The 26,295-nt window shown below is 66.5% G+C and carries 29 protein-coding genes; 16 read left to right on the top strand and 13 right to left on the bottom strand.

Annotation, left to right across the window (positions count from 1 at the left end; genetic code table 11):
- Positions 1-265 precede the first annotated feature (265 nt).
- The gene (gene exaC / locus C6570_RS02360; protein WP_106701706.1) at positions 266-1,792 is read left to right on the top strand and encodes an acetaldehyde dehydrogenase ExaC; all 1,527 of its coding nucleotides are present in this window, start codon (positions 266-268) and stop codon (positions 1,790-1,792) included.
- A 194-nt stretch (positions 1,793-1,986) separates the two neighbouring features.
- On the opposite strand, the gene C6570_RS02355 is transcribed toward exaC, so the two are convergent.
- From C6570_RS02355 to lipB, 4 genes are all read right to left on the bottom strand, one after another.
- Positions 1,987-3,000 (bottom strand): AraC family transcriptional regulator, encoded by a 1,014-nt coding sequence (locus tag C6570_RS02355; protein ID WP_106701704.1) that lies wholly within the window; start codon positions 2,998-3,000, stop codon positions 1,987-1,989.
- 38 nt (positions 3,001-3,038) lie between these two features.
- Positions 3,039-4,226, bottom strand: coding sequence for a serine hydrolase domain-containing protein (locus C6570_RS02350; protein WP_106701702.1), 1,188 nt, complete (start codon positions 4,224-4,226; stop codon positions 3,039-3,041).
- Between the two features lie 359 nt (positions 4,227-4,585).
- Positions 4,586-5,605, bottom strand: a complete 1,020-nt coding sequence (lipA, locus tag C6570_RS02345; protein WP_106701700.1) for a lipoyl synthase — start codon at positions 5,603-5,605, stop codon at positions 4,586-4,588.
- Between the two features lie 16 nt (positions 5,606-5,621).
- Positions 5,622-6,341 (bottom strand): lipoyl(octanoyl) transferase LipB, encoded by a 720-nt coding sequence (gene lipB, locus C6570_RS02340; RefSeq protein WP_106701698.1) that lies wholly within the window; start codon positions 6,339-6,341, stop codon positions 5,622-5,624.
- Between the two features lie 150 nt (positions 6,342-6,491).
- Here lipB and C6570_RS02335 point away from each other — a divergent pair, with 150 nt between their 5' ends.
- Entirely contained in the window at positions 6,492-7,394 is a 903-nt protein-coding gene (locus C6570_RS02335) for an amino acid ABC transporter substrate-binding protein (RefSeq protein WP_106701696.1), read from the top strand.
- 401 nt (positions 7,395-7,795) lie between these two features.
- Positions 7,796-8,296, top strand: a complete 501-nt coding sequence (locus tag C6570_RS02330) for a hypothetical protein (RefSeq protein WP_106701694.1) — start codon at positions 7,796-7,798, stop codon at positions 8,294-8,296.
- Positions 8,297-8,633: 337 nt separating this feature from the next.
- Here C6570_RS02330 and C6570_RS02325 read toward each other — a convergent pair whose 3' ends face one another.
- Positions 8,634-8,999 (bottom strand): YbeD family protein, encoded by a 366-nt coding sequence (locus tag C6570_RS02325; RefSeq protein WP_106701692.1) that lies wholly within the window; start codon positions 8,997-8,999, stop codon positions 8,634-8,636.
- A complete protein-coding gene (locus tag C6570_RS02320) occupies positions 8,996-9,934 on the bottom strand; it encodes a D-amino acid aminotransferase (RefSeq protein ID WP_106701690.1) in 939 nt (312 codons plus the stop codon). Before C6570_RS02320 ends, C6570_RS02325 begins: the two co-directional genes overlap by 4 nt.
- A gap of 207 nt (positions 9,935-10,141) precedes the next feature.
- Between C6570_RS02320 and C6570_RS02315 the strand changes: the two genes are divergently transcribed.
- The 10 genes from C6570_RS02315 to C6570_RS02270 all read left to right on the top strand — a co-directional run bounded on the left by C6570_RS02315 (position 10,142) and on the right by C6570_RS02270 (position 18,110).
- A complete protein-coding gene (locus tag C6570_RS02315; RefSeq protein ID WP_106701688.1) occupies positions 10,142-10,654 on the top strand; it encodes an ATP synthase subunit I in 513 nt (170 codons plus the stop codon).
- A gap of 20 nt (positions 10,655-10,674) precedes the next feature.
- Complete coding sequence (gene atpB / locus C6570_RS02310; protein WP_106701686.1) at positions 10,675-11,553, top strand: F0F1 ATP synthase subunit A; 879 nt, start codon at positions 10,675-10,677, stop codon at positions 11,551-11,553.
- Between the two features lie 60 nt (positions 11,554-11,613).
- Complete coding sequence (atpE, locus tag C6570_RS02305; RefSeq protein WP_106701684.1) at positions 11,614-11,862, top strand: F0F1 ATP synthase subunit C; 249 nt, start codon at positions 11,614-11,616, stop codon at positions 11,860-11,862.
- A 36-nt stretch (positions 11,863-11,898) separates the two neighbouring features.
- Positions 11,899-12,369, top strand: coding sequence for a F0F1 ATP synthase subunit B (locus C6570_RS02300; RefSeq protein WP_106701682.1), 471 nt, complete (start codon positions 11,899-11,901; stop codon positions 12,367-12,369).
- 30 nt (positions 12,370-12,399) lie between these two features.
- Positions 12,400-12,930 carry a F0F1 ATP synthase subunit delta gene (locus C6570_RS02295; RefSeq protein ID WP_106701680.1) on the top strand — a complete coding sequence of 177 codons (531 nt, stop codon included), beginning with the start codon at positions 12,400-12,402 and terminating at the stop codon, positions 12,928-12,930.
- Between the two features lie 49 nt (positions 12,931-12,979).
- Positions 12,980-14,539, top strand: a complete 1,560-nt coding sequence (gene atpA / locus C6570_RS02290; RefSeq protein ID WP_106701678.1) for a F0F1 ATP synthase subunit alpha — start codon at positions 12,980-12,982, stop codon at positions 14,537-14,539.
- A gap of 29 nt (positions 14,540-14,568) precedes the next feature.
- The gene (gene atpG, locus C6570_RS02285; protein ID WP_106701676.1) at positions 14,569-15,453 is read left to right on the top strand and encodes a F0F1 ATP synthase subunit gamma; all 885 of its coding nucleotides are present in this window, start codon (positions 14,569-14,571) and stop codon (positions 15,451-15,453) included.
- Between the two features lie 42 nt (positions 15,454-15,495).
- Positions 15,496-16,899 (top strand): F0F1 ATP synthase subunit beta, encoded by a 1,404-nt coding sequence (gene atpD / locus C6570_RS02280; protein ID WP_106701674.1) that lies wholly within the window; start codon positions 15,496-15,498, stop codon positions 16,897-16,899.
- A 75-nt stretch (positions 16,900-16,974) separates the two neighbouring features.
- Complete coding sequence (locus C6570_RS02275) at positions 16,975-17,394, top strand: F0F1 ATP synthase subunit epsilon (RefSeq protein WP_106701672.1); 420 nt, start codon at positions 16,975-16,977, stop codon at positions 17,392-17,394.
- A 122-nt stretch (positions 17,395-17,516) separates the two neighbouring features.
- Complete coding sequence (locus C6570_RS02270; RefSeq protein WP_106701670.1) at positions 17,517-18,110, top strand: cyclic nucleotide-binding domain-containing protein; 594 nt, start codon at positions 17,517-17,519, stop codon at positions 18,108-18,110.
- Positions 18,111-18,210: 100 nt separating this feature from the next.
- Here C6570_RS02270 and C6570_RS02265 read toward each other — a convergent pair whose 3' ends face one another.
- Genes C6570_RS02265 through C6570_RS02255 form a run of 3 tightly spaced genes read right to left on the bottom strand, consistent with a single transcriptional unit; the run spans position 18,211 to position 20,354 of the window.
- A complete protein-coding gene (locus C6570_RS02265) occupies positions 18,211-18,759 on the bottom strand; it encodes a TPM domain-containing protein (protein WP_106701669.1) in 549 nt (182 codons plus the stop codon).
- A gap of 2 nt (positions 18,760-18,761) precedes the next feature.
- Complete coding sequence (locus C6570_RS02260) at positions 18,762-19,685, bottom strand: TPM domain-containing protein (protein WP_106701667.1); 924 nt, start codon at positions 19,683-19,685, stop codon at positions 18,762-18,764.
- A 48-nt stretch (positions 19,686-19,733) separates the two neighbouring features.
- On the bottom strand, positions 19,734-20,354 hold the full coding sequence (locus tag C6570_RS02255) for a LemA family protein (RefSeq protein WP_106701665.1): 621 nt from the start codon (positions 20,352-20,354) through the stop codon (positions 19,734-19,736).
- A gap of 330 nt (positions 20,355-20,684) precedes the next feature.
- Between C6570_RS02255 and C6570_RS02250 the strand changes: the two genes are divergently transcribed.
- Both C6570_RS02250 and C6570_RS02245 read left to right on the top strand, forming a co-directional pair.
- Positions 20,685-21,131, top strand: a complete 447-nt coding sequence (locus C6570_RS02250; RefSeq protein ID WP_106701663.1) for a YybH family protein — start codon at positions 20,685-20,687, stop codon at positions 21,129-21,131.
- Positions 21,132-21,208: 77 nt separating this feature from the next.
- Entirely contained in the window at positions 21,209-22,294 is a 1,086-nt protein-coding gene (locus tag C6570_RS02245; RefSeq protein WP_106701661.1) for a YheT family hydrolase, read from the top strand.
- Positions 22,295-22,438: 144 nt separating this feature from the next.
- Here C6570_RS02245 and C6570_RS02240 read toward each other — a convergent pair whose 3' ends face one another.
- From C6570_RS02240 to speD, 3 genes are all read right to left on the bottom strand, one after another.
- Positions 22,439-23,194 (bottom strand): IPTL-CTERM sorting domain-containing protein, encoded by a 756-nt coding sequence (locus tag C6570_RS02240; RefSeq protein ID WP_106701659.1) that lies wholly within the window; start codon positions 23,192-23,194, stop codon positions 22,439-22,441.
- Positions 23,195-23,479: 285 nt separating this feature from the next.
- The gene (locus C6570_RS02235) at positions 23,480-23,803 is read right to left on the bottom strand and encodes an MliC family protein (RefSeq protein ID WP_106704474.1); all 324 of its coding nucleotides are present in this window, start codon (positions 23,801-23,803) and stop codon (positions 23,480-23,482) included.
- Between the two features lie 199 nt (positions 23,804-24,002).
- On the bottom strand, positions 24,003-24,440 hold the full coding sequence (gene speD, locus C6570_RS02230) for an adenosylmethionine decarboxylase (RefSeq protein WP_106704473.1): 438 nt from the start codon (positions 24,438-24,440) through the stop codon (positions 24,003-24,005).
- Positions 24,441-24,646: 206 nt separating this feature from the next.
- Here speD and C6570_RS02225 point away from each other — a divergent pair, with 206 nt between their 5' ends.
- Positions 24,647-25,192 (top strand): DUF2946 family protein, encoded by a 546-nt coding sequence (locus C6570_RS02225; protein WP_106704472.1) that lies wholly within the window; start codon positions 24,647-24,649, stop codon positions 25,190-25,192.
- Between the two features lie 132 nt (positions 25,193-25,324).
- On the opposite strand, the gene C6570_RS02220 is transcribed toward C6570_RS02225, so the two are convergent.
- Positions 25,325-26,245 carry a c-type cytochrome gene (locus C6570_RS02220; protein WP_106704471.1) on the bottom strand — a complete coding sequence of 307 codons (921 nt, stop codon included), beginning with the start codon at positions 26,243-26,245 and terminating at the stop codon, positions 25,325-25,327.
- Between the last annotated feature and the right edge of the window lie 50 nt (positions 26,246-26,295).

Here is a 26,295-nt window from a genome sequence, read left to right as displayed (position 1 = left end):
CCGTGGGCGTTGCCAGTCTATCGGAGCGGCGCGGCGTATGAAATGTCCCTGCTCGGATGTGACGTTCCAAATTGTCCGCGCCTGTCACGCCAGCTGTTCCATAAAGTGACAGTGCCCCGGGGCCAAGCCAAGCCACAGGGCTGCCAATCACAGGGTAAACCCGCGCCTTTGGCCCAGGTGCGCCAAGCTGGCACGGCCTGTGTATCTGTGCCTGCAGCCGACCCGCCTTGGGCGGCCGCATACGTACCTCTCAGGAGACAAGACCATGGACATGTTTGAGCTCAAGCGTTTCGGCCTCGAAGCCGCCTACCCCTACAAACAGCAGTACGACAACTACATCGGCGGCAAATGGGTGCCCCCGTCGGCTGGCCGCTATTTCGAGAACGTCTCCCCCATCACCGGCAAGCCCTTCACCAAGGTGGCCCAGTCCGACGCCGAGGATGTGAACCGCGCCCTGGACGCCGCCCACGCCGCACAGGCCGCCTGGGCCAAGACCTCGGTCACCGAGCGCTCCAACATCCTGCTGAAGATCGCCGACCGCATGGAGCAGCATCTGCAGACGCTGGCCATCGCTGAAACCATCGACAACGGCAAGCCGCTGCGCGAAACCATGGCGGCCGACATTCCGCTGGCCATCGACCATTTCCGCTACTTCGCTGGCGCCATCCGCGCGCAGGAAGGCGGCATCTCCGAGATCGACGAAACCACCGTCGCCTACCACTTTCATGAGCCCATCGGCGTGGTCGGCCAGATCATTCCCTGGAACTTCCCGCTGCTGATGGCTTCGTGGAAGCTGCCGCCCGCGCTGGCCGCCGGCTGCTGCGTGGTGATGAAGCCCGCCGAGCAAACGCCCGCCTCCATCATGGTGCTGATGGAGCTGATCGGCGACCTGCTGCCGCCCGGCGTGGTCAACATCGTCAACGGCTTCGGCAAGGAAGCGGGCGAGGCGCTGGCCACCAGCACGCGCATTGCAAAAATTGCCTTCACCGGCTCCACCCCCGTGGGCCAGCGTATCCTGCGCGCGGCGGCCGACAACCTGATCCCCTCCACCGTCGAGCTGGGTGGCAAGAGCCCCAACATCTTCTTTGCCGACGTGATGGACCACGACGACGCCTTCCTCGACAAGGCGCTGGAAGGCCTGTCGATGTTCGCGCTGAACCAGGGCGAGATTTGCACCTGCCCGTCGCGCATCCTGATTCAAGAATCGATCTACGACCGCTTCATCGAGCGCGCCTTGAAGCGCGTGTCCGCCATCAAGCAAGGCCACCCGCTGGACACCAGCACCATGGTGGGCGCGCAGGTGTCGCAGCAGCAGATGGAGCGCATCCTGGGCTACATCGACATCGGCCGCAATGAAGGCGTGCAGACCCTGACCGGCGGCGAGCGCAACCGCCAGGGCGGCGACATCAACGACGGCTTCTACGTCAAGCCCACGCTGCTGTTCGGCAAGAACGACATGCGCGTGTTCCAGGAAGAGATCTTCGGCCCCGTGGCGTCGGTCACCACCTTCAAGGACATGGACGAAGCCATCCACATCGCCAACGACACCACTTTCGGCCTGGGCGCCGGCGTGTGGTCGCGCAATGGCAACGTGGCCTACAAGGCGGGCCGCGCCATCCAGGCCGGCCGGGTGTGGACCAACTGCTACCACCTGTACCCCGCGCACGCGGCCTTCGGTGGCTACAAGAAATCCGGCATCGGCCGCGAAAACCACCAGATGGCGCTGAACAACTACCAGCAGACCAAGAACCTGCTGGTCAGCTACAGCGAGAACAAGCTCGGCTTCTTCTGAGGCCCCTGCCCCGGACGGCATGGATGGAGTTGGCCCGCCGCGCAGTCATGCGCCGGCGGGCCTTTTTTTGTCATGCAGGCGGGTGCAGCAGGATGATGGTTTGCTTCAATAAATATAGCTGTCAGCGCTGATCAGGCGGGCGCTAGAGCCTGTTTTATTCTGAAAGTCATTCGCCGCGGCAGCGCCGCCGGGCATCAGGCGCGGCGCTTCAGTGTTTCAGAAGGCGATTCGCCGAACCGCCGGCGGTAGTTGGCCGCGAAGATGCCCAGCTGCGCGTAGCCCCAGGCCTCGGCCACGTCGCGCACCCGCGCGCCGGGCCGCGCCGCCAGCAGGTCGGCGCGCACGCCAGCCAGGCGCGCGTCGCGCAGCGCCTGCATCGGCGTGCATTGGCGGTATTCGCGAAACGCGGCGTTGAGCGTGCGCACGCTGACACCCGCGTGGCTGGCCAGCGCGCTCAGCGTGGGCGCCTCGCGCGCGCGGTCGCGAATGTGCTGCTCGGCCGTCAGCACGTGGCGCGGCGCCAGGCTGTGCAGCGTGGGCGATGTGGGTGCGTCCAGCTGCTGGCGCCATTGCGTCAGCAGGTGCACGCCGATCATTTCCTCCAGGTGGCGCCCCAGCGGGCCGTGCTGCACCGCGTCGGGCATCTCGGTGATGCAGCGGCAGACGTAGCCCAGCAGCTGCATCCAGCTGGATTGCGCGCCGCCAAAGCGGTAGGCGCGCGCCCACATGCGTTCATCGGCGGGGCAGCCGAACCAGCGCTGGTGCAGCGCGGCCATGGCGTCGTGGCGAAACGTCAGGTTGACCTGCAGGTGCAGGGCGTCGGCGTCCAGGCGGTAGTGCGCGCGCGACAGATCGACCAGGTACGAATCGCCCACGCCGGTGTCGGCGTGCGTGCGGCCGCTGGACCAGTGCCGCACCGCGCCTTGCAGCGTGGTCAGCACCAGGCCAATGCCAGCGCCTTCGTCAAAGCCGCTCAGGTGCACCGGCACGCCGTAGCTGAACCGGCTGAGCGTGAGCTGCCCGATCTGCATGGCGTCCAGCACGGCGTTGGGCTGGCGCGCCGGGCCGGCGGGCGTCGCGTCGTACGGCAGGTAGATCTGCCGGCACCAGTGTTGCACCTCGTCCCAGTCGGTGGACGCCACCAGCCGGTGGCGCTGCGTGGGCGCGCCATCGGCGCTGGTGATCAGCACATCGCGCATCGCTTGCATACCGGCACGCTCCTTGGGGCGCCGCGCGGTGCTGCGGCTCAGCGATGATGGTAAACGGTGGTTTCGAACTCGACGAAGCCGGGGTACGACACCGCGTCCTGGAACGGCAGGATCTGCGTGGCCCAGTAGCCGCCGATGCCGCTGGCGCGGTCGATCCAGTAGTAGCAGTTGGCCAGGCCCGCCCACATCAACGAGCCCGCTGCGCGGCCGGACGGCGTGCGCTCGCGGTTGGTGAGGAAGGTGTACGCCCAGCCCTTGGGCGAACCCGGAAAGAACTCGCCGCTGTTGCTGAGCGAGGGGATCGAGGTCGTCCACCCGCCGGTCGACAGGCCCATGGGCGCCAGGCCGTCGCGGCCCATCGCCTGCACCGTCTCGGGCTTGAGCACGCGGCCGTGCGGGCCGGCGCCGTCGTTCAGCATCATGCGGATGAACTTCATGTATTCGCCCACCGTGGCGTACAGGCCGTGGCCGCCCATGTCCATGGGGGGCGGATCGGGCAGCGCCAGCACGGGCAGCGGCGTCAGCTTGCCGTCGGCCGCGCGGTCATGGATGGTCACGCGGCGGCTGCGCATGGATTCGGTCATGCCGAAGCCGATGTCCTTCATGCCCAGCGGGCCGAAGATGCGCTCGGCCATCACCGCGCCCAGGCGTTGGCCGCGCTGCTGTTCGACGATGCGGCCCAGCCAGTCGATGTTGGGCCCGTAAGTCCAGGCGGCGCCCGGCTCGTGCACCAGCACGGTACGGATGGAGGCAAAGTCGCAGCCCACCACCGTCGGGATGCCCTTGGCCGTGCGGTAGGCCAGGTCGTCGGCGCTGAAAAACTCATACGCCAGGCCCGAGGTGTGCAGCATCAGGTCGTTGACGGTGATCGCGCGCTTGGGCGGGCGGGTGCGGGGCTGGCCGGCGGCGTCAAAGCCGTCCAGCACTTGCAGCTCGTCGATCTCGGGCACGTAGCGGCCGGCGGGGTCGTCCAGGCGGATCTTGCCTTCTTCCACCAGCTGCATCACGCACGCGCCAGTCAGCGCCTTGGTGGTCGAGAAGATGGCGAACACCGCGTCGGTGGTCATGGGCTGGTCCTGGCCCAGCTCGCGCGTGCCGGCCGCGCCTTCGTAGAAGTTGCCGTCGCGGTCGGTGACCATGGCGACCACGCCGGGTACGCCGCCGTGGCGCTGGGTGGTCTGGGTGAGCAGCGCGTCCAGCGCAGACGTGATGGTGCCTTGTGGCATGTCTTTGTCTCCTGTTTTTGGTGTGGTTTCGCGCCGCCCGGCGGCCCGGCGTCCGACGCGCCTTCACTCTAGGGCGGGCTGCGGCGCCGCGCTGTCTGGAACTGGCGCGGCGATGTCTCTGGCTGGCAGGAATCGTGGCGACGTGCATGGCGGCCAGGCGGCTGGCTGGCCACGCGAGCGCCAGCGCGGCGCGTGCATGTGCGCCAAAGTCGTCACGTCAAGAAGACCGCCACAAGCGGCGGCCGAAGCGGCCGGCGCGACCCACGCACCGCCTGTGCACGGACGACGCGGGGCAACTCGCGCGCCGCGCGTCAGCTGCCGGATGGGCGAATCGGGGCAGCGCAGTGCTGCCGCGCAGGTCAGCCCGCGGCGCCGTCCGTCACGCCCGCGGCCTGCGCCTGCTTGTCGGCGTGGTAGCTGCTGCGCACCATCGCGCCCACGGCGGCGTGGGTGAAGCCCATGGCGTAGGCCTCGCGCTCGAACATCTTGAAGGTGTCCGGGTGCACGTAGCGCGCCACCGGAATGTGGGCGTTGCTGGGCGCCAGGTACTGGCCAATGGTGAGCATGTCCACGCCATGCGCGCGCAGATCGCGCATCACTTCCAGGATTTCCTCGTCGGTCTCGCCCAGCCCGACCATCAGGCCGCTCTTGGTCGGCACGTCGGGGTGCAGCGCCTTGAACTTCTTGAGCAGGTTCAGCGAATAGGCGTAGTCAGACCCAGGGCGCGCCTGCTTGTACAGGCGCGGCACGGTTTCAAGGTTGTGGTTCATCACATCCGGCGGCGCGGCGGTGAGGATGGCCAGCGCCCGGTCGTCGCGGCCACGAAAGTCGGGCGTGAGGATTTCGATCTGCGTCAGCGGCGATTTGGCGCGCGTCTCGCGGATGCAGTCCACAAAATGCTGCGCACCGCCGTCGCGCAGGTCGTCGCGGTCCACGCTGGTGATGACCACGTACTTCAGCTTGAGCTGCGCGATGGTGTTCGACAGGTTGGCCGGCTCGTTCACGTCCAGCGGGTCGGGGCGGCCGTGGCCCACGTCGCAGAACGGGCAGCGGCGCGTGCACTTGTCGCCCATGATCATGAACGTGGCCGTGCCGTGGCCGAAGCATTCGCCGATGTTGGGGCAGCTGGCTTCCTCGCACACCGTCACCAGGTTGTTCTTGCGCAGGATGTCCTTGATTTCGTAGAAGCGCGTGTTGGCGCTGCCCGCCTTCACGCGAATCCATTCGGGCTTTTTCAGCGCAGGGCCGGTGTTTTGCACCTTGACGGGGATGCGCGACAGCTTGGCGCCGGCTTTTTGCTTGGCGTTGGCGTCGTAGCTGCCTTGCGGCTGCGCGTCGCGTACGGTGGGGGCGTCGGGGCCGACAAGCGGGGTGGACATGGCGTGGTGTGCTTTCTCAGGCGGCCAGCAGGCGGGTGAGGTGCGTGGCCAGTTGGCGCGCCGCGTCGTCCCAGGTGACCGATACGCCCATTGTAGAAAGGTCAACCGTGGGCAGCCCCGCGTAGCCGCAAGGGTTGATGCGCGAAAAGGGCTCCAGATCCATCGCCACGTTCAGCGCCACGCCGTGGTAGGCGCGGTGGTTGCTGACCTTGATGCCCAGCGCAGCGATCTTGCCCAGCCCAGTGAAATCGGGCTGCGGCGCAGGACTGCCGGGCGCGCGATGCTGTGGTTTTTGTAGCAAAACGGCGTGGCTGAAAGGGTCGTCAAGCCGCACGTAGATGCCCGGCGCGCCCGCCACGCGGTGGCCGGTGACGCCCAGGTCCGCCAGCGTGCGGATCACCGCCTCTTCCAGCCGGTGCACGTATTCCTTGACGAAATAGGGGCGCGCTTTCAGGTCGATCAGCGGGTAGGCCACCACTTGGCCGGGGCCGTGGTAGGTCACCTGACCGCCGCGGTCGGTGGCCACCACCGGAATGTCACCTGGCGCCAACACATGCTCGGGCCGTCCGGCCAGGCCTAGGGTAAATACCGGTGGGTGCTCACAAAGCCATAGCTGCTCGCGCTCATCCGGCGGGGGCTGGAGGCCGAATTCCTTCATCGCTTGGAACGTGGGCAGGTAGTCCACGCGCCCCAGGTCGTGCACGGGCAAGTCCAGATTGGTGACAGGGTTTTTCATAAAAAACACTTTGTTTCATATACAAACTCGCACGTTTGCGCTGGTGGCAGCACGGCGCGTTGGCGCAGATCTTGCTGCCGCGACCGCGGGTGCAATGCATGCACTGAAAGGGTTCCGATGTTGGCTTGGACGAAACGTGACGGGCGGTGGATGGGCTTGGCAAACTGGGCGCGATGCGGCGTTCTGGCAGCGCTGTGCGCCGGCACGGCCACGGCCAGTGGCGCGGCAGAGCTGGACCGCATTCGCCAGGCGGGCAAGATCGTGGTGGCGCACCGCGAAAGCTCCATCCCATTTTCCTACCTCGACGCGAACCAGCGGCCCGTGGGGTATTCGATGGACATCTGCGCGCGCGTGATCAACGCCATCCGCGCGCAGCTCAAGATGCCCGACCTGCCGGTGGAATACCTGATGGTGACGGCCAGCTCGCGCGTGCCCGCCATCGCCTCGCACAAGGCGTCGCTGGAATGCGGCTCCACCACCAACACCGCCGAGCGCCGCAAGCAGGTGGACTACACCATCCCGCACTTCATCTCGTCGTCGCGCTTTCTGGTCAAGAAAGCCTCGGGCATCCAGCGCATCGAAGACCTGGCCGGCAAGCGCGTGGTGTCCACCAAAGGCACCACGTCGCTGACCGTGTTTCGCCGGCTGGACAAAGAACTGGGCCTGCGCGCCACCGTGCAAAAGGCCGACGACCACGCCGCCGCCTTTGCGGCCGTGGCCAAGGGCGAGGCCGACGCCTTCGTCATGGACGACGTGCTGCTGTACGGCCAGCGCGCCATCGCCGCCAAGCCGGACGATTTCGTGGTGGTGGGCAAGCCGCTGACCATCGAGCCCTACGCCATCATGCTGCCCAAGGACGAGCCCGAGTTCAAGGCGCTGGTGGGCGATGAAATCCGCCGCCTGATCCGCACGGGCGAGATCTACCAGCTGTACACGAAGTGGTTTGAGCGCCCCGTGCCGCCCAAGGGCGTGGTGATGCAGATGCCCATGTCCTTTCTGCTGCGCGACTCGTTCAAGTTTCCGTCCGACAAGGTGGGCGATTTGGGCGAGTGACGGCCCGCGCGGGTGCTGCCACCGGGCAGCATCAGGGGTAGATCGCTTTTAAATTGATAGCTGCCGGCGCTGGTGCGGCGTGCGCTGGAAGGTGATTTGGCACCAAACCCCGCCGGGCGCGGCGCCACCGCTGCCCACCTGCGGAGCAGGGCCGCCGAGCCTGTGCCATGCGCAGCGCTGGCGCGCGTGCCGCCCCATCATTTCCCTTGTCGCTTAACGCCCGCGCCGCCCGCTTGTTCTGCGGGTTTGGTACCCTGCGCCACGGCCCCGCGCACCAGCGGCGGGCGTTCGCCGCCGCGGCGAATGTCCGCCATGGCTGCACGCGGTGCGCCGCTGCGAAAGGACGATGGCGAATGGGTTGGCTGCGGCTTGGCAGGCCACACAAGGGCGCGGGCAGCGCGATGCCCGGCGCATTGGCGACGACGACGGTGCTGGCCACCGTGTTGACGATGGCGCTGGGCGGCTGCGCTGCGCCGCCCGGCGCGTCCGAGCGTGAGCCCGACAAAGGCGGCGCGGGCAGCTACACGCTCATCTGGGGCCGCCCGCTCACGCGCCAGCCCGGCGATGGCATCGTGCTGGACCGGCCCGGCGGCAGCAGCACGCTCACCGTCACCTCCGCCAGCGGCGTGGGCGGCGCGCTGTTTCAGCCCACCTCAGGCACCTGGCCGCGCGAGCTGCGCCTGGAATTCCGCTACACGCCCGACCGCCCCTTCACCGCGCTGGAGGGCCTGACCCTGCAAACGCCCGCCAACAGCTTTGACAGCACCGCCGACTGGCAGACGCTGAAGCTGCCAGACCTGCCCATGCGCCGCAGCGCCGGGCAATTCTGGTTCACGCTGCCGGAGGGTTGGCTGGTGGACCAGCGCCCGCTGAAGCTGGAGTGGGTAGACCGCTACCGCTGAGCCGCAGCGCCGGTTTGCTCCGAAACCAATAGCTGCCGGCGCTGATTGGACGTGCGCTGACGGCCTGAAAGACTTGAGAAAAGATACGCCAGCGCAGCCGAGCCGGCAGGTCGCCAAGCCGGTGCGTGCGGGCCGCGCGGCGGTGCACGCCGCCTCGTGCAAGCGGGTTGCGGGCTCGCGGTACGCGATAGATCGGTCGAGAGAGGTGGGTCGCAAAAGGTGCGTCGAGATAGGCAGATCGCAACGGGCGGATCGCGATGTTCCGCCAGCCGGTTCCGCCCCGGCGTTCGCGCCCTCTCAGCGTCCTCTCAGCGACGGGCGCCGCTGGCGCGCAGCCTCACAGCACCCACTTGGCCATCGGGTGCGTGCTGAGCGCGCGGTACAGGTCGTCCAGCTGCTCGCGGCTGGTGGCCTGCACCGTGATGGTCAGGCCCAGGTACTTGCCGCCGCCGCTTTCGCGCAGCTCGATGGTGCTGGCGTCAAAGCTCGGGTCAAACTGCTTGGCGATGTGCGTGATGGCGTGCACAAAGCCGTCTTCGTTGCTGCCCACCACCTTGATCGGAAAGGCGCTGGGAAACTCGATCAGCGATTCGCGGCCCTCGGGCGTCAGCGGCTGCACCTCCACGCCCTCGGGGGGGGTGGTGGCTGCATCGACGGCGTTCGGGGCGGGGCTGGCGTTGGGGGGCGTGGAGTTGGAGCTCATGCGTTGAAAAGCGCGTCCTTGTCGCGTTGGTAGGCGGCGTACAGCTTTTGGTACACCGGCCCGGGTTGGCCTGTGCCGACGGGCTGGCCGTCCAGCTTGGTGATCGGCAGCACTTCCTTGGTGGCAGACGACAGCATCAGTTCGTCGGCGTCCAGCACTTCGGCGCGGGTGATGGGGCGCAGCTCGAAGGCAATGCCTTGCTGGCGGCACAGTTCTTCCACGGCGCCGTAGCGAATGCCTTCCAGCACCAGGTTGTTCTTGGGCGGGCCCATCACGGTGCCGTTTTTCACCACCCACACGTTGCTGGCGGCGGCCTCGCTCAGCAGGCCGTCGCGGAACATCACCGTCTCCAGCGCGCCCTGCTCAAAGCTGATCTGGCGCGCAAACACCGCGCCCAGCAGGCTGATGGACTTGATGTGCGCCTTCTGCCAGCGGAAATCGTCGGCGGTGACGCAGGCCACGCCCTGCGCGCGCTGCTCGGCCGTGGCGGTCTTCATCGGCAGGCAGGTAGCGAAGACGGTGGGCGTCAGGCCCTCCAGCATCGGGTGGTCGCGCAGGGCCACGCCGCGCGTCACCTGAAAGTAATAGAACCAGTCCTGCGGCCAGTCTTTTGAATCTTTTTGGGCGACAGCGCCCGCTGCGTCGGCGTAGGCAGCTACCAAATCCAGAGCAATCTGGCGCCACTCCTCACGCGTGTGCGGGTTGGCGATGCGCGTTTCGCCCAGGCTGCGCTCCAGGCGCGCCATGTGCTGGTCAAAGCGGTACGGCTGCGGGGCTTGGCCGGGCCGGCCGTAGAAAGAAATACCTTCGTACACACCGTCGCCGAAGATGAAGCCGCGGTCGAACGGGCTGATGCGCGCTTCGCGCATGGGCACGATCTCGCCATTCAGGTAGCAGGGCAGCTCGGGCAGGTGGTCGGCGCGGTCAGTGGGCATGGTGGCAGAGGCTGAAAGTGGCGGCGCGCGCGGCGCGCGGCGGGTGGATAGATGGATCGATCCTGCATTGTTACCCAGGCCGCCCGGCGGCGGGCTTGACGCAGTCAAGCCACGCTTTTGCAACGCAACGTTAAAAAATGCCTTCTGGAAACCCTATAATCAGAGGCTTTGCAGGCGTTGCCAAACGTCAACTGCACGTAATTCGACATGGCCACAATCGAGCCCGCATCGGGAGGAAGCGGGTCCGCCGAAGAAGCAACTAACGCTTCTGACGCAGATTTCAAGCCCTGGAGCGCCGAACAGGCGCGCGAATGGCGTGCAGCGCACCCCCCGATGTCGCCCTGGCCCGTGGTCGGGTGGCAAGCGGTTGCCGGACTGGCGGTGGTACTTGTGGCGCTGGTATGGTCTGGCGGCATGACCGCCGTGACGTACTCGGCGGCCTACGGGGTTTTGGCAGCGTGGGTACCGGCGGTCTTGTTTGCCCGCATGGTGGCCCGCCGGATGCGGCGGCAAGCCAGCCCGCACGGCGCCTTGATGGCGCTGATGGTGGGGGAGGGTATCAAGGTCGCTTTGACGGTGGCGCTGCTTCTGGCGGCGCCCAAGATCCTGGCGCAAGTGCACTGGTTGGCTCTGCTGGCTGGTTTTGTTGTGACGATCAAGGCTGCTTGGGTGGCCTTGTGGCTGAAATCGGCAAAGCGCCGTTCGGCGCGAACTGAGTGAGACTCGAGAGATGGTGACCTATGGCTGCTGAATCCGTTGGAGCTCCAACCGCTGGTGAGTACATCCAGCATCACTTGCATCATCTGCAAAAGGACTTCGCGTTCAACGACGTGGTCCAGAAAAAGATCGTCGACTTTGGCGTCTTCAACCTGGACTCGGTGTTCTGGTCCGTCCTGCTGGGCGTGATCGGCTGCTTCGTGATGTGGCGCGCTGCGCGCCATGCTACGGCTGGCGTGCCGGGTCGGTTCCAGGCGGCGATGGAAATCCTCGTCGAGATGGTGGACAACCAGGCCAAGGGCGTCATCCACAACGAAAAAAGCCGCCGTCTGGTCGGCCCCCTGGCGCTGAGCGTCTTCGTCTGGATCTTCCTGATGAACGCCATGGACATGCTGCCGGTCGACCTGCTGCCGATGGCCTACCAGTACGCAGTGGGCGACCACCACGCCTTCCAGCGCGTGGTGCCCACGGCCGATCTCTCCACCACGCTGGGCCTGTCGGTCAGCGTGCTGCTGGTCTGCATCGTCTACAGCCTGAAAATCAAGGGCCTGGGCGGCTGGTCGCACGAATTGGTCACGGCGCCCTTCGGTGCCAACCCGATCCTGTGGCCCATCAACTTCCTGATGCAGATCATCGAATTCGTCGCCAAGACCGTTTCGCACGGCATGCGACTGTTCGGCAACATGTTTGCCGGCGAGCTGGTTTTCATGCTGATCGCTCTGATGGGCGGCGTATGGGCCTGGCAGTTCAACCCCCTCTCGGGTGGTTTCTGGCTGGGCATCGGGCACGTGATTGCGGGGTCTGTGTGGGCGATCTTCCACATCCTGATCATTACGCTGCAAGCGTTCATCTTCATGATGCTGACGCTCATCTACGTGGGTCAGGCGCACGACGCGCACTAACTTCCGTCAACCACTTCACTCTTCCTTCAACTTTTCTTTTTTCTTTATCTAGGAGCAATCATGGAAAACGTACTCGGTCTCGTCGCTCTGGCTTGTGGTTTGATCGTCGGCCTGGGCGCCGTCGGTGCCTCCATCGGTATCGCCCTGATGGGCGGCAAGTTCCTGGAATCGTCTGCTCGCCAGCCCGAACTGATGAACGAACTGCAAACCAAGATGTTCGTTCTGGCCGGTCTGATCGACGCCGCGTTCCTGATCGGTGTGGCCATCGCACTGCTGTTCGCCTTCGCCAACCCCTTCACGCTCGCCTGATCGACTGAGCCTTTCTAGACTGAAAGGAGTCGAACCGTGAATATCAACGCGACCCTGTTCCTGCAGGCCGTTGTCTTCGCGATCCTGGTGTGGTTCACGATGAAGTTCGTGTGGCCGCCGATCACGAAGGCACTGGACGAGCGGACGCAGAAAATCGCCGCCGGGCTGGCCGCTGCCGATAAAGCCAAAACCGAACTCGCCGCCGCTAATCAGCGCGTCGAGCAGGAATTGGCCACATCGCGCAACGAGACCGCCTCCCGGCTGGCCGATGCCGACCGGCGCGCGCAGCAGATCATCGAAGAAGCCAAGGTGCGCGCCTCTGAAGAGGCCAACCGCATCATCGTCGCTGCCCGTGCCGAGGCCGAGCAGCAGGTGGTCCAGGCACGTGAAGCCCTGCGCGAGCAAGTGGCAGCGCTGGCTGTGCGTGGCGCTGAGCAGATCCTGCGCAAGGAAGTCAATCCGACGGTGCATGCGGAACTGCTGTCTCGTCTGAAGACCGAGCTCTGATCCTCAGGGCAAGCGTCAAAGGAAACGACCATGGCAGAACTCGCCACCATCGCAAGACCCTACGCAGACGCCTTGTTCAAGGCGTCTCGTGGCAACCTGCCGCAAACCCAGGCGTGGCTTGACCACCTGGCCGCCGCGGCAAGCAGCCAGGAATTGCTGGACTTTGCCGCCAATCCGCGCGTGAATGCCACCCAGGTGTTCCACGTGGTTACCAGCGCAATCAAAGACGGCCTGCCTGAGCACGGCGTCAACTTCCTGCGCATGGTGATCGACAACGATCGCTTGGCGGCTGTGCCCGAAGTGGCGCGGCAGTTCCGGGTGCTGGCCAACGAGGTGTCGGGCAGTTCCGACGCCGTCATCGTCAGCGCCTTCCCTATCGATCAGGCTGAGCTGCAGCAGCTCGTCGCCACACTCGAAAAACGCTTCGGGCGAAAGCTGGAAGCGTCGGTGAAGATCGATCCCGAGTTGATCGGCGGCGTGCGCGTGGCGGTAGGCGATGAGGTGCTGGACACCTCCGTCAAGGCCCGCCTTGAGCAAATGAAATCGGCCCTGATCGCCTGAGCCCCGGGCGCAGGCACCTCGATAAAACCCTTAGTACTAGGAAAGAGTCATGCAACTCAATCCCGCAGAAATTTCAGAACTGATCAAGAGCCGCATCGAGGGCCTGGGCGTCAGCGCCGACGTGCGCAACCAGGGCACCGTGGTGTCGGTCACCGACGGCATCGTGCGTGTGCACGGCCTGTCTGACGCCATGCAGGGCGAGATGCTGGAATTCCCGGCAACCGCCGATGGCACGCCGACGTTCGGCCTGGCCCTGAACCTTGAGCGCGACTCTGTCGGCGCCGTGATTCTGGGCGAGTACGAGCATATTTCCGAAGGCGACACCGTCAAGTGCACGGGCCGCATTCTGGAAGTGCCCGTTGGCCCCGAGCTGATTGGCCGCGTGGTGAACGCGCTGGGTCAGCCCATCGACGGCAAAGGCCCGATCAACGCCAAGATGACCGACGTCATCGAGAAAGTGGCGCCGGGCGTGATTGCACGTCAGTCGGTTGACCAGCCTGTGCAAACCGGCCTGAAGGCCATCGACTCCATGGTGCCGATCGGCCGTGGCCAGCGCGAGCTGATCATTGGCGACCGCCAGACCGGTAAGACGGCCGTGGCCATCGACGCGATCATCAACCAGAAGGGCCAGAACATGGTCTGCGTTTACGTCGCGATTGGCCAAAAGGCCTCGTCGATCAAGAACGTGGTGCGCTCTCTGGAAAAAGCCGGCGCGATGGACTACACCATCGTGGTGGCCGCCTCGGCATCCGAGTCCGCAGCGATGCAGTACGTGTCGGCCTATTCGGGCTGCACGATGGGCGAATACTTCCGCGACCGCGGCGAAGACGCTCTGATCGTGTACGACGATCTGTCCAAGCAAGCTGTCGCCTACCGTCAGGTCTCGCTGCTGCTGCGTCGCCCGCCGGGCCGCGAAGCCTATCCAGGCGACGTGTTCTATCTGCACAGCCGTCTGCTCGAGCGCGCAGCCCGCGTGAACGGCGACTACGTCGAAGCCTTCACCAAGGGTGAAGTCAAGGGCAAGACCGGTTCGCTGACCGCGCTGCCCATCATCGAAACGCAGGCTGGCGACGTGTCTGCCTTCGTGCCGACGAACGTGATCTCGATCACCGACGGCCAGATCTTCCTGGAAACCAACCTGTTCAACGCCGGTATCCGCCCCGCTATCAACGCCGGTATTTCGGTGTCCCGTGTGGGTGGTGCAGCGCAAACCGACCTGATCAAGAAGCTGTCCGGCGGTATCCGTACCGACCTCGCCCAGTACCGTGAACTGGCTGCGTTCGCGCAGTTCGCTTCCGATCTGGACGCGGCCACCAAGAAGCAGCTGGACCGCGGCGCCCGCGTGACGGAACTGCTCAAGCAGCCCCAGTACAGCCCGCTGCCGATCAGCCTGATGGGTGCTTCGCTTTTCGCCGTGAACAAAGGCTTCATGGACGATCTGGAAGTTAAGCAAGTGCTTCCGTTCGAATCGGGCATGCACAGCTACCTGAAGGACAAGCACGCAGCGCTGCTGGCCAAGATGGAAACGGGCAAGGCGATCGAGAAGGACAAGGACGCCGAGGCCGAACTGACCGCCGCCATCACCGCCTTCAAAAAGTCTTTCGCCTGATTCGGGCGGCAAGGCATTAGGAGTCACGCATGGCAACAGGCAAGGAAATCCGCGGCAAGATCAAGAACTTCGAGAGCACGAAGAAGATCACCAAGGCCATGGAAATGATTTCCGTGTCCAAGATGCGCAAGGCGCAGGATCGCATGCGTGCGGCCCGCCCCTACGCGGAGAAGGTGCGCAACATCGCGTCTCACCTTGGTCAGGCCAATCCCGAGTACGTGCACCCGTTCATGAAGACGAACGATGTCAAGAAAGCCGGCATCATCGTCGTCACCACGGACAAGGGGCTGTGCGGCGGCATGAACACCAACGTGTTGCGCGTGGTCACCGGTCGTCTGCGTGAACTGCAAAGCGCTGGTGTGTCCACGGACACGGTGGCGGTCGGCAACAAGGGCCTTGGCTTCCTGACGCGCATTGGCGCCAAGGTGGTTTCGCAGGTCACTCAGCTGGGTGATACGCCACACCTTGAGCGCCTGATCGGCCCGATGAAGACGCTCTTGGACGAGTACGAAAAGGGCGAGCTCAACGCCGTCTACATCGCCTACACACGCTTCGTGAACACGATGCGGCAGGAAGCGGTGATCGAGCAGTTGTTGCCCCTGTCGGCTGAGAAGATGCATGAGGAAACGCGTGCCAGCGGTACACAGCACGCGTGGGATTACATCTACGAACCCGATGCCAAAAGCGTCATTGACGACCTGTTGATCCGCTATGTCGAAGCGCTGGCCTACCAGGCCGTGGCGGAAAACATGGCGTCCGAGCACGCTGCGCGCATGGTGGCCATGAAGGCCGCAACCGACAACGCAGGCAACGTGATCGGCGAATTGAAGCTGGTCTACAACAAAACGCGTCAGGCGGCGATCACCAAAGAGCTTTCTGAGATCGTGTCCGGGGCTGCGGCCATCTCGGCGTAAGTCCGGGCCCAGCAAGCAAGATTCAAATTACTGGAGCAAAACATGGCTCAACCCCAAGGAAAAATTGTTCAGTGCATTGGCGCCGTGGTGGACGTCGAGTTCCCTCGCGATCAGATGCCCAAGGTGTACGACGCGCTGAAGATGGAAGGCTCGCCGCTGACGCTGGAAGTTCAGCAGCAGCTGGGCGACGGCGTGGTGCGCACCATTGCGCTGGGTTCGTCCGACGGCCTGCGCCGCGGCACCCAGGTTTACAACAGCGGCCAGCCCATCACGGTGCCGGTCGGCCCCGCCACGCTGGGCCGCATCATGGACGTGCTGGGCAACCCGATCGATGAACGCGGTCCGGTCAGCCATGAGCACACTGCCTCCATCCACCGCAAGGCGCCGACGTACGACGAGCTGTCTCCGTCGCAAGAGTTGCTGGAAACCGGCATCAAGGTGATCGACTTGATCTGCCCGTTCGCCAAGGGCGGCAAGGTGGGTCTGTTCGGCGGCGCCGGCGTCGGCAAGACCGTGAACATGATGGAGTTGATCAACAACATCGCCAAGGCGCACTCGGGTCTGTCCGTGTTTGCCGGCGTGGGCGAGCGTACCCGTGAGGGCAACGACTTCTACCACGAGATGGCCGACTCCAAGGTGGTTGATCTGGAGAACCTGCCCAACTCGAAAGTGGCCATGGTGTACGGCCAGATGAACGAGCCCCCGGGCAACCGTCTGCGCGTGGCGCTGACCGGCCTGACCATCGCTGAATCGTTCCGCGACGAAGGCCGCGATGTGCTGTTCTTCGTGGACAACATCTACCGCTACACGCTGGCCGGTACCGAAGTGTCCGCTCTCTTGGGCCGTATGCCTTCCGCCGTGGGCTATCAGCCGACGCTGGCCGAAGAGATGGGCCGCCTGCAGGAGCGTATTACGTCGACCAAGGTCGGCTCGATCACGTCGATCCAGGCCGTTTACGTGCCTGCGGATGACTTGACCGATCCGTCGCCTGCCACCACCTTCGCCCACTTGGATTCGACCGTCGTGTTGTCGCGTGACATCGCCGCGCTGGGTATCTACCCTGCGGTCGATCCGCTGGACTCCACCAGCCGCCAGCTCGACCCGCTGGTGGTCGGTGACGACCACTACAACACCGCGCGCCAGGTGCAGGGTACGCTGCAGCGCTACAAGGAACTGCGCGACATCATCGCCATTCTGGGCATGGACGAGCTGTCGCCTGAAGACAAACTGGCCGTGGCACGCGCTCGCAAGATCCAGCGTTTCCTGAGCCAGCCGTTCCACGTGGCGGAAGTGTTCACCGGCTCGCCCGGTAAATACGTGTCGCTGAAGGACACCATTCACGGCTTCAAGATGATCGTGAATGGCGAATGCGATCACATGCCCGAGCAGGCTTTCTACATGGTCGGCACCATCGACGAGGCCATCGAAAAGGCCAAGAAGGTCTGATTCGACGCAGTTCTCAGGCGCACCGCGGCTTGGCCGCCGGTCGCGCCCAGCGTCAAGGTTTAACCAGGAGCACGCATGGCCCACACCCTTCATGTTGACGTGGTCAGCGCCGAGGAGTCGATCTTCTCTGGCGAGGCGACGTTCGTTGCGCTGCCCGGTGAAGCGGGCGAGCTGGGGATCTACCCACGCCACACCCCGCTGATCAGCCGCATCAAGCCCGGTTCGGTTCGTATCACCAAGGCCGACGGTGGCGAAGAGTTCGTCTTCGTGGCCGGCGGCATTCTGGAAGTCCAGCCCAATGTGGTGACCGTGTTGTCCGACACCGCCATTCGCGGCAAGGACCTGGACGAAGAGAAAGCCAACACCGCGCGCCACGCGGCCGAAGAGGCCCTCAAGAACGCCAAGAGCGAGATCGACATGGCGCGCGCCACGTCAGAACTCGCCATTCTGGCCGCCCAGATCGCTGCGCTGCGCAAGTACCGCGACAAGCGCTGACACCCGGCCGGGCGCCCGACAGCGTCCTGCCTGCCAGTATTGCCAAGGCCCGCCATTCGCGGGCCTTGTCTTTTAACAACTATTCGCTAGGGTACTTGGGTGCAGGTGCCTAGAATCGCGGCATGTTCTCAGTCAAATCGCGCGCCAGCGCCCACGTGCAAGCCAAGGCGGCGGCCATGCTGGTCACCGAGGGTGCGTTGGTTGAACTCAGCGCCTCCGATGCGCGGGTGATAGTGACGTACATGCGGCCTTCGCTGGTCAAAACCGGTGAGGTGGTGATCCGCGAGGGCGAAGCGCTCAAGAACGATTTCATGGCGCTGGTGCTGGACGGTGAGGTGACGATCGAGAACTCCATCTCCGCCGCGCACGAAAGCATGGTGGTGTCGGTAGAGGGCCCGGGCAGCCTGATCGGCGATATGGGCATCCTCGACAACGCGCCCCGCTCAGCCACCTGCATCGCCGCCACCGATCTGGCCCTGGCGGTGCTGACACGCGAAGCCATGACACGCCTGTTGGACGACCACCCAGCCGTGGCCGCCCGTCTGCTGATGGCCATGTCCAAACGCCTGTCGGACCACTTGCGCGAAACCAACCGCAAGCTGATGACGTTTGCCCAGGTCAGCAAGGCCTTGCAGCAAGAACTGGACGCCGCGCACGGGGTCAACAAGCGCCTGCTGGATCAGATCAGCGCGCTGGAGAAGGCTGCGCGGGCCTGAGGCGCGGGCCACGGCGTTGCGTGGTGCAAACGTCCGGCTATCCGTTCGGTCTGGGTGTGTTCGTCGGCAGCGCTGCGCAGCGGAATCGGCCCGCGCACGTTCAGCGCAACACAGGCTCGTCAGGCAATGCGTTGGGTCGCAGTGGTGTATCCGCTGCGCCACCTTCAGGCTGCGGAAAATGGGCGACCAGTACCGCGCTGACTTCTTCCAGGGCCTGCGTCAGGCCGTCCTCAAAGCTGCCGCTTTGCAGCGCATTGGAAAGCCGCGCCACAATGGCCGCCCACTCTTCGGGGGGCACCAGGCGGTGCACGCCACGGTCGGCCACCAGCTCGATCGCGTGTTCGGCCAGCAGCACGTAGATCAACACGCCGTTGTTGTCCTCGGTGTCCCACACGCGCAGCTTGGAAAACTGCATCAGCGCCCGCTGGCGCACGATGTCTGCGGCAGAGACCCCATCGCGCAGGTGGCGCCACAGGTAGCTGGTGGGCAGCCCGCCTTCCACGCAGATGCGTACCTCGCCGGTGTGGCGCTGCTCGCTGGCGTGCACGCGGCGGCGCAGGCGCTCGGACGCATCGGGCGGCACCGCGCGGCGCGCGTCGGCTTCGTCCATCCAGCGGTGGCGCAGCAGGCGATTCAGTTTGGCCAGCATGCTCACCAACTCCCACTGGCGCCGCCGCCACCGAAATCGCCACCGCCGCCGGAGCTGAAGCCACCTCCGCCACCGCCACCGAATCCTCCACCGCCGCCCCAGCCCCCGCCGCCCATGGGCGGGAACATGCCGCCGCCGCCCGAGCGCGATTGCGGCAGCATCGAAGCGGCCGCGGAAAACAGGCCATACAGCAGCGCAATCACGCCCGCCACCAAGGCCAGCGCGATGCTGGCCGTCACCACGAACGCCAGCCCGCCCATGCCCGCGGCGGTCATCAAAGCGCCCAGCTTGCGCCCGAAGATGCCGCGCGACAGCGCGTTCACGATGGGCAAGGCGATGAACAGCAGCAGTCCCAGCTCCAGCAGGCCGAAGCTGTCGTCCTGGCCGCCACCGCGTTGCTGCTGCGGTGCCGCCACCGGTGGCAGTTCTTCGCCGCGAACGCGTGCGGCGATCTGGTCCACGCCTGCTTGCAAGCCCTGCGCGTACTGGCCTTGGCGAAAGTGCGGCGTGATGGCGTCTTCAATGATGTGGCTGGCGGCAATGTCGGGCACCGCGCCCTCCAGCGTCTTGGCCACTGCGATCCGCACGCGCCGGTCCTTCACCGCCACCACCAGCAAGATGCCGTCGCCCACGTTGCGGCGGCCGATCTTCCAGGTGTCGCCCACGCGCTGCGCGTAGGCGACGATGTCCTCAGGCGCCGTGGTGGGCACCATCAGCACCACCAGTTGCGAGCCCTTGTCTTTTTCAAGCGCCGCGAGCTTGGCGTCCAGCGCGGCGATCTCGTCCGGCTTCAAGGTGCCGGAGGTGTCGATCACCCGCGCCGTCAACGGCGGCACGGGCTGCACCTGCTGGGCACCCACGCCCAGCGCGGCAAACACTATCAAATAGATAGCTGCCAGCGCTTTAAGGACGTGCGCCAGACGCATATTAGGCACCTGAATACCGGCGAGCAGGCAGATCTATGCGGCGAACAATCAGCGCGACGCCGCGGGCGCGGGGCTGGTGCCGAAATCCACCTTCGGCGCGCGAGAGATTTCCGCCTCGTTCGCCACGGAGAAGTTTTGCTTGGGCTTGTAGCTGAACACCATCGCCGTCAGGTTCGTGGGGAAGCTGCGTGCCAGCACGTTGTATTCCTGCACCGCCTGGATGTAGCGGTTGCGCGCCACGGCGATGCGGTTTTCGGTGCCTTCCAGCGCCACGCGCAGGTCAGAGAAAGCCTTGTTGGCCTTCAGATCGGGGTAGCGCTCCACGGTCACCATCAGGCGGCTCAGGGCGCTGCTCAACTCGCCTTGCGCAGCCTGAAACTGCTGGAAGGCCTGCGGGTTATTCAGTGTTTCGGGCGTGACCTGGATCGACGTGGCCTTGGCACGTGCGTTGATCACCTGGTTCAGCGTGTCCTGCTCAAACTTGGCCTCGCCCTTGACGGTGGCGACCAGGTTGTCGGTCAGGTCGGCGCGGCGCTGGTACTGGTTCACCACCTCGGACCAGGCCGAGTTGGTGGCCTCATCCAGCCGCTGGAAATCGTTGTAGCCGCAACCGGTGAGCGTCAGCGCCAACGCGATCACGGTGCCCATTCTGACGAGCCAAGTTTTCATGAGAAGTCCTCCGGTCAATCCGCGTAATGTAGGTTGCGGCGGAAAGTACCATAGCTGGGTGCGCGCGTCTGTAGGTCAAGCGCTTGCCGGCCCACGCGCAGGCCAAGGCACGCAACACCGTCACATGGCGCGGGCCGGGCCGCCACATGGCGCCGACCGATGGCGGTTGGCCAGCACGACGCCCGGCGCCCGCGGGCCAGCCCGGCGGCCCATGCCGTCAGGGGTTTTTCCAGGGCGCGAACGCCCGGCGGCGGGCACAATCCGGCGATGCACCGCACGCCCATGCCCCGCACGCCGATACATCCTGCGCACTGAAACCGCTTGCCCGCCATGCCCAAGTCCCGCTACAGCGCCGCGCAACTCGGCGGCACCGCCGACGAGGTGGAAGCCGCGTTCTACGAAGCGCTGCAGCGTGGCGATCTGGACCAGCTCATGGCCTGCTGGGCGGACGAGGACGACGTGTTCTGCGTGCACCCGGGCGGCCCGCGCCAGGTGGGCGTGGTGGCCATTCGCGCCGCTTTTGAAGCCCTGCTGACCGGCGGCAGCCTGCGCGCCACACCCGAGCGCGTGCGCCGCATCGAAACGCTGGGCGCGGCCGTGCACAACGTGATCGAGCGGATCGAGCTGCGCACCGCCGAGGGCACGCACCACGCCTGGGTGGTGGCGACGAACGTGTACATGAAGACGGCCGAAGGCTGGCGCCTGGTGGCGCACCACGCCAGCCCTGGCGGCAGCGAAGAGCCAGAGCACACCGTGCCCGGCCAGCTGCTGCATTGAAGGCGTGGCATTCCCGTTTCAAGTATTTTCGGCCTCCAGCGCCCGCCCCATCAGCGCTGGCAGCTATCAAAACTGAAGTGAAAGCCGCTTACCAAGCCCCCGTCTGGCTGCCCGGCGGGCAGCTGCAGACGATCGGGCCCGCGCTGTGGGCGCGCCGCGTGACCGGCCCGACCATCCGCTACCGGCGCGAGCGCTGGGACACGCCCGATGGCGACTTCGTGGACGTGGATTGGCTGGACAACGCCGCGCCCGCCGCGGCAGCGGCAACCGAGACAGCGACCGGCCCCGCGGCGAAGGCGGCGCCCGTCAACCCACCCGGCGCGGGCGCCAGCCGGTCATCACAGCCGCTGCTCGTGCTCTTCCACGGCCTGGAAGGCTCGTCGCGCAGCCACTATGCCGAAGCCCTGGCCGACTGGGCGCGCGCGCAGGGCGTGGCCTTCGCCGTGCCGCACTTTCGCGGCTGTTCGGGCACGATCAACCGCGCGCCACGCGCCTACCACTGTGGCGACTTTGCCGAGATCGGCTGGCTTTTGCAGCGCTTTCACGCCGCGCAACAGGCGCGCGGCGGCGGCCCGGTGCTGGCCGTGGGCGTCTCGCTGGGTGGCAACGCGCTGCTGCGCTGGGCCGGCGAAGCGGGCGCTGAGGCCGCGCGCACCGTGCAGGCGGTTGCCGGCGTGTGCGCACCGCTGGACATGGCCGCCAGCGGCCACGCCATCGGCCGGGGCTTCAACCGGCAGGTGTACACCCGCATGTTCCTGCGAACGATGAAGGCCAAGGCACGCGCCAAGCTGGCGCAGTACCCCGGCCTGTTCAACGCGCGGCGGCTGGCCGCCGCGCGCGATCTGTATGAGTTTGACGACCTCTTCACCGCGCCGCTGCACGGCTTCGCGGGGGTAGACGACTACTGGCGCTGCGGCTCCGCCAAGCCGCATCTGGGCGCCGTGCGCGTGCCCGCCCTGGTGCTGAACGCGCGCAACGACCCTTTCGTGCCCGCCGCATCGCTGCCCCGCGCGGACGAGGTCAGCCGCCACGTCACCCTGTGGCAGCCCGCGCAGGGCGGCCATGTGGGCTTTGCCGAAGGCCGCTGGCCGCCGGGCGACGTGCATTGGATGCCACGGGCAGTGGGCGGCTGGCTGTTGGCGGCGGCGGGCCTGGGGGCGTGATCGCCTGACAGGCTGCCCGCTGTTGAAAAGCGCCGGTGCGCGCACGCCGGTTTGCGACCAAGGCCCGTCCGCCGCTTGCGCCGGGCGAATCGGCCACGCTGCACTTGTAGCCCGTCGCACGCGCACACCGCCGCCGCGCCCCGCTCAGCCCGCGCGTCGTCGGCGCGAGGCTGCGGCCACGCCCGCCAGCGCCGCGCCCAGCGCAGCCAGACTGGCCAGCGACAGCGTGGGCACGCTGGCCGGGTCGGCCGTGACCGACCACGTGCCCCCGCCGGGACCTTGGGCCGATTCAAGGGCGCCCATCTGCCGCACGCTGGTGCAGATCACGGGCGGGGTGGCCGACACGGCCTGGCAGACCGAATCGCCCACCACCAGCGTGCGTGTGCCGTTCAACGCCAACGACGCGACCACCTGGTTCAACACGTGCGGCGGCGGTGGCTGGATCAGGTCGATCTCATGGCCTACGATCTGGCCGGTCGCGTCGGTGGCCACCGCAAACTGCGCCGGCAGGCCGTACAGCAAAGCCGAGTCGGCCGAGGTGTAGGTGCGAACGCCGTCAAAAAAGCTCCACGACGTCACCCGCACCGGGCTGGCGCCGGGGCCGATGGGCGTCAGCGGCATGTTGGCGGGCAAGGGCGCGGCCGTGGTGAAGCTGCCCGTTACCCGCATGCTGCTGGTGTAGGCGCCCGTGGGGCCGGGGGCGCCGATGTAGGCGCTGGTGAAGTTGGGCGAGGTGAAGTGGTACGTCTCTGCCAGCGCGGGTGCGGCGGGCAGCGCGAGCAGCGCCAGGGCCGCCACGACGCCCAGGTGCTTGGCGCGGCGCGTGGGGTGCCTGCTGCGGCGCACGGCGGGGCGCGTGCGGCTGCGGGCCAGCGCAGCGCGGGGCGGGATGAAGCTCATGGCAGTCCTGACGAAGGGTTGCAAAACCCTGCCAAGCCTAGGCAGCCCAGGCCGCCCCGTCGATACACCGGACGGCTTAGGCCATGTGAACGAGCGCTGGCCCATCGGCGCGCTGGGTCGCGTGATTCGCGCCGCGCCTATTAGCTGCGGCACGGCACGGCGCGGCGGGCGCGCGCCGTGCGTTGAACGATCTGGATCAAACAGGGCGCCAGCGCACGGCCCACTTGCGCCAGACGCTATAAAAAAACTAGTTAACTGTTTGTCGAGCGCAGCGCTGCCACCCCATCAACGCGCCTGGCATTGCAGCGGCACCCTGCGGCCGATTTCCACCGTCAGATCCTGCCCCTTGCCGCGAATCGTGTTCGGCCCGTTGCTGTAGATGAAGCCCGATCCGCTGGGCTGCTGCTGCAGTGCGATGTCATGCCCGTTGCGCGTCAGGATGGCGCGCGCTTCTTCGGTGAAAAAGCGCACCGACAGCCATTCGCCGTTCGTGCAGGTGAACCGGACATTGCGCACGGCGGGCGTTGGATCGGTTGGCGGGGCGGGCGTCGGGCTGGTGCAGGCCAGGGCGCTGCAGGCGGCCACAAGAGCGATGGCGAGGGTTTTCATGGTGCGTTGAAAGGTGGGTGGCGAAGGGGCGCTGCGGTGCATCGCGGCGCCCGTGCCCGGACGTTAACAGCTGACAGGCGGATGGGCGCGCCCGAATCGCGTGGCTTGATGGCTGCTTTGCGTCGGCAAGGCGCCGTGGCTGCGCAGGGCAAGCATGCTTCGGCGCCTGGCCGCGCCCATCCGGGGCGAGCGCTGGCGCCTAACCACGTTCAATGCGCTGCAGGTGTGGCTCGGCCGGGCTGAAGGCCTGCACCACGGCGTCGAACAGCGCTTGCGCGCGCTGGCGGTTGTCGGTGCTGTAGCTGCAGACGTACACGTCCAGCGTCACATAGCCGTCTTCTGGCCAGGTGTGCACGGACAGGTGCGATTCCGCCAGGACCACCACGCCCGTTACCCCGGCGCCTTCGCCAAAGCTGTGAAACAGGGCGCCCACGGCGGTCAGCCCGGCAGCGGCCACCGCGCGCTGGCAGAACGCCTGCAGGTGGGCGGCGTCGCGCATCAGGCGCGCATCGCCTCGGCAGCCGTGCAAGTCGCCCAGCAGGTGCACCCCTGGCGCCTTGCGCGCGGCGGGGCGCAGGCGCGCATCGCCAGCGGCCGCTGGCTGGGCGGCGCTGGGCGCGGTGTGCAGCGGTGGCATGGCAGTCTCCTGGTACGACATCAGGGCGCGGCGCTAGAAAGGAGGCGCGCCGGTGCAACGTTGGCGGAAAGCGCGGGCGCCTTCCGCTTGGGCGACCCAGCGCGTGGCGCCGCCGCCTGGCGAAGCCCGCCGATTATGGGCTGCGCCATGGCGATGCACGCGCGGCCCGCCTGTCGCCAAGTACAGCGCCGCGTATCATGAACCGCATGGACGACATGGTTCTGCAGGCGATGGCCAAGTGGCCCAACGTGCCCGACTGCTACGGCTGGCTGGGCCTGGACGCGCGCGGCGACTGGTACCTGCGCGACGCTGCGGCGCAGGCGCAGGGCGCCTTCACCATCGGCGCGCCGGGCGCCAAGGGTTCGCGCCTGGAGCACGCCAAGTTCATCGACTTCATCCAGCGCAACTACGAGGCCGACGCCCAGGGGCGCTGGTTCTTCCAGAACGGCCCGCAGCGCGTGTTCGTCGAGCTGGAAGTCGCCCCGTGGGTGTGGCGGCTGTCGCCCGACGGCAGCGTGCGCAGCCGCGACGGCCGCCCTGCCGACGTTCAGGCCGTGCTGGTGGACGAGCTTGGCCGCGTCTTCCTGCGCACCGACCGCGGCATGGGCCTGGTGCACACGCAAGACATGGGCCTGCTGGCCGATGCGCTGGAAGCCGGCCGCTGGCAGCCACGCGACGTGCGCAGCGCCGACTTGCCGACACTGGGCGGCTACGTGCTCAGCCCGCAAGCGGATGCCGCGCCCAGCCGCTGAGCGGGTGGCGCATTTCACTATCAAATAAATAGCTGTCGGCGCTCGTTGCGCCTGCGCCAGGGCCTGAAAACATCCATGAAAAAAGCCGCTCGGTGAGCGGCTTTTTCTGGGGGCCATCGCTGGCCGGGGCGCTTACTTGGCGTGGTCCACCATGTACTGGATGGCAGCACGCAGCTCGTCGTCGGTCGCGGTGCTGGCGCCGCGCGGCGGCATGGCGCCTTTGCCGCTGATAGCCACTTTCAGCATGGTGTCGATGCCGGTCGCCACGTAGGGCGCCCAGGCGGCCTTGTCGCCAAACTTGGGTGCGCCGGCCACGCCAGCGCCATGGCACAGCACGCAGCTTTTCTCGTACAGCGCCTTGCCCACGCCAGGATCGGCAGCGGCCGGCGCAGCGGCCACGGCCGCAGCCGCCGGGGCAGCTGCTACAGCTGCGGCAGCAGGGGCTTGGGCAGAGGCGGCCGGAGCCGCCGCAGGTGCCGGCGCAGCGGCAGCGGCGGGCGCTGCTGCTGCAGGGGCGGCATCACCCGCGGCCGAAGCGGCGTCGCTGGCGCCAGCAGCAGGCGCAGCCGGTTCGGTGAACTTGGCGCCGCCAGCGTTGGCCATGTAGGCCACGGCGCGGGCGATCTCGGTGTCGTTGAAGTTGCCGCCGCCTTGCGGAGGCATGGCGTTCTTGCCCTTCAGCGCGTCGTGCACCAGCGTGTCAAAACCCAGCGCAATGCGCGGGCCCCAGGCGGCAGCATCGCCAAACTTGGGCGCGCCGGACACACCCGCTGCGTGGCAGGCCGCGCATTGGGTCTTGTAGACGGTAGCGCCTTCTTCCAGCGGACGGTTGGCGTCGCGCACTTCCACGGTGCCGACTTTCTGCAGGCGTTCGGCAATGCCGCGCGCCACGTCGGTGGCGCCGGGTGCTTGCTTGTTGCCGGAAGTGACGAAATAGACCAGCCCGATGATGACGAACACGGGGATCACGAAGGCCCCCACACTGACCCAGAACAGCTGCTTGGGGGTCTTGACCGGGCCGGTGTGTGCTTCCTCGTGCGTGTTCTCGCTCATGGCGTCCTCGGGGCTCTCGTCGTGGTATTTCGTTAGGGGCGCAGCGCGCG

The sequence above is a fragment of the Ottowia oryzae genome (genome assembly GCF_003008535.1).
GTDB lineage: Bacteria > Pseudomonadota > Gammaproteobacteria > Burkholderiales > Burkholderiaceae_C > Ottowia > Ottowia oryzae.
This window is presented reverse-complemented; position numbering and strand designations above follow the sequence as displayed.